The 701-nt window shown below is 37.4% G+C and carries 1 protein-coding gene; it reads right to left on the reverse strand.

Going from position 1 to position 701, the window contains the following annotated elements; genetic code table 11:
- Positions 1 to 171: 171 nt before the first annotated feature.
- On the reverse strand, positions 172 to 701 hold a 530-nt coding region (locus tag GS399_RS20580), incomplete at its 5' end, for a hypothetical protein (RefSeq protein WP_237488028.1).

The following is a 701-nucleotide window of genomic DNA, read 5'->3' on the forward strand; positions in this document are numbered from 1 at the left end:
TCCTAGATCGCTCTATTGTCTTATCATGACCGCTAACGGTTCGGGGGTTTGCGATGCGCGGGATTTTTACCACTGATGTTGATGCTGAGCACAAAATTTTCAGCTACCACTAGACTGTCTGCGCAGCACGAAATCCCGCCTATTGCAAATTTGCTGTTATGCGCCGTTTTTTTATGGTAATTCACTCCAATTTATTTCCGGGTTATCTAATAACGATTGCAGATACTTCCTGCTCGGGCTTATTAAAGTTCCATAGTCTGTCGCTGATGGAATGTCTACTTCAAATAAGTAATCACATTCTTTCTCCAGAATTTCATATCGTTTATTTCCAATCACCTTATTCAGGTCTAGATAATAAGGAGGAATGTTATTCATTTGAATAAGTTCAATGCCGCCTTTCCAGCCTGTCATTATATTCTCAAACTCGTCAGTGGTTAAAATAAAGTCAAAAGTTAACGACCTTGCTAATGTTTTTATATTCATTGAATTGTCTTTGATGGGCAACTTAAATTCTTCCCAGTCGAACCCTTTTCCTGCTATATGGTTGTGTACCCAAATGTAATTGTAGTCTGATCTTATTAAAAAAGGTAAAATATTGGTCGTAGCAAAGTCTAATATAATACGATACCGTCCTGGAGCAGTTTCTCTAATGCAATTAATGTTGTCATGAAAGTCTACTGTATTCATTCTAAATAGCACAT

Origin of the sequence: Hufsiella arboris (assembly GCF_009834875.1) — a bacterium.
Lineage (GTDB): Bacteria > Bacteroidota > Bacteroidia > Sphingobacteriales > Sphingobacteriaceae > Hufsiella_A > Hufsiella_A arboris.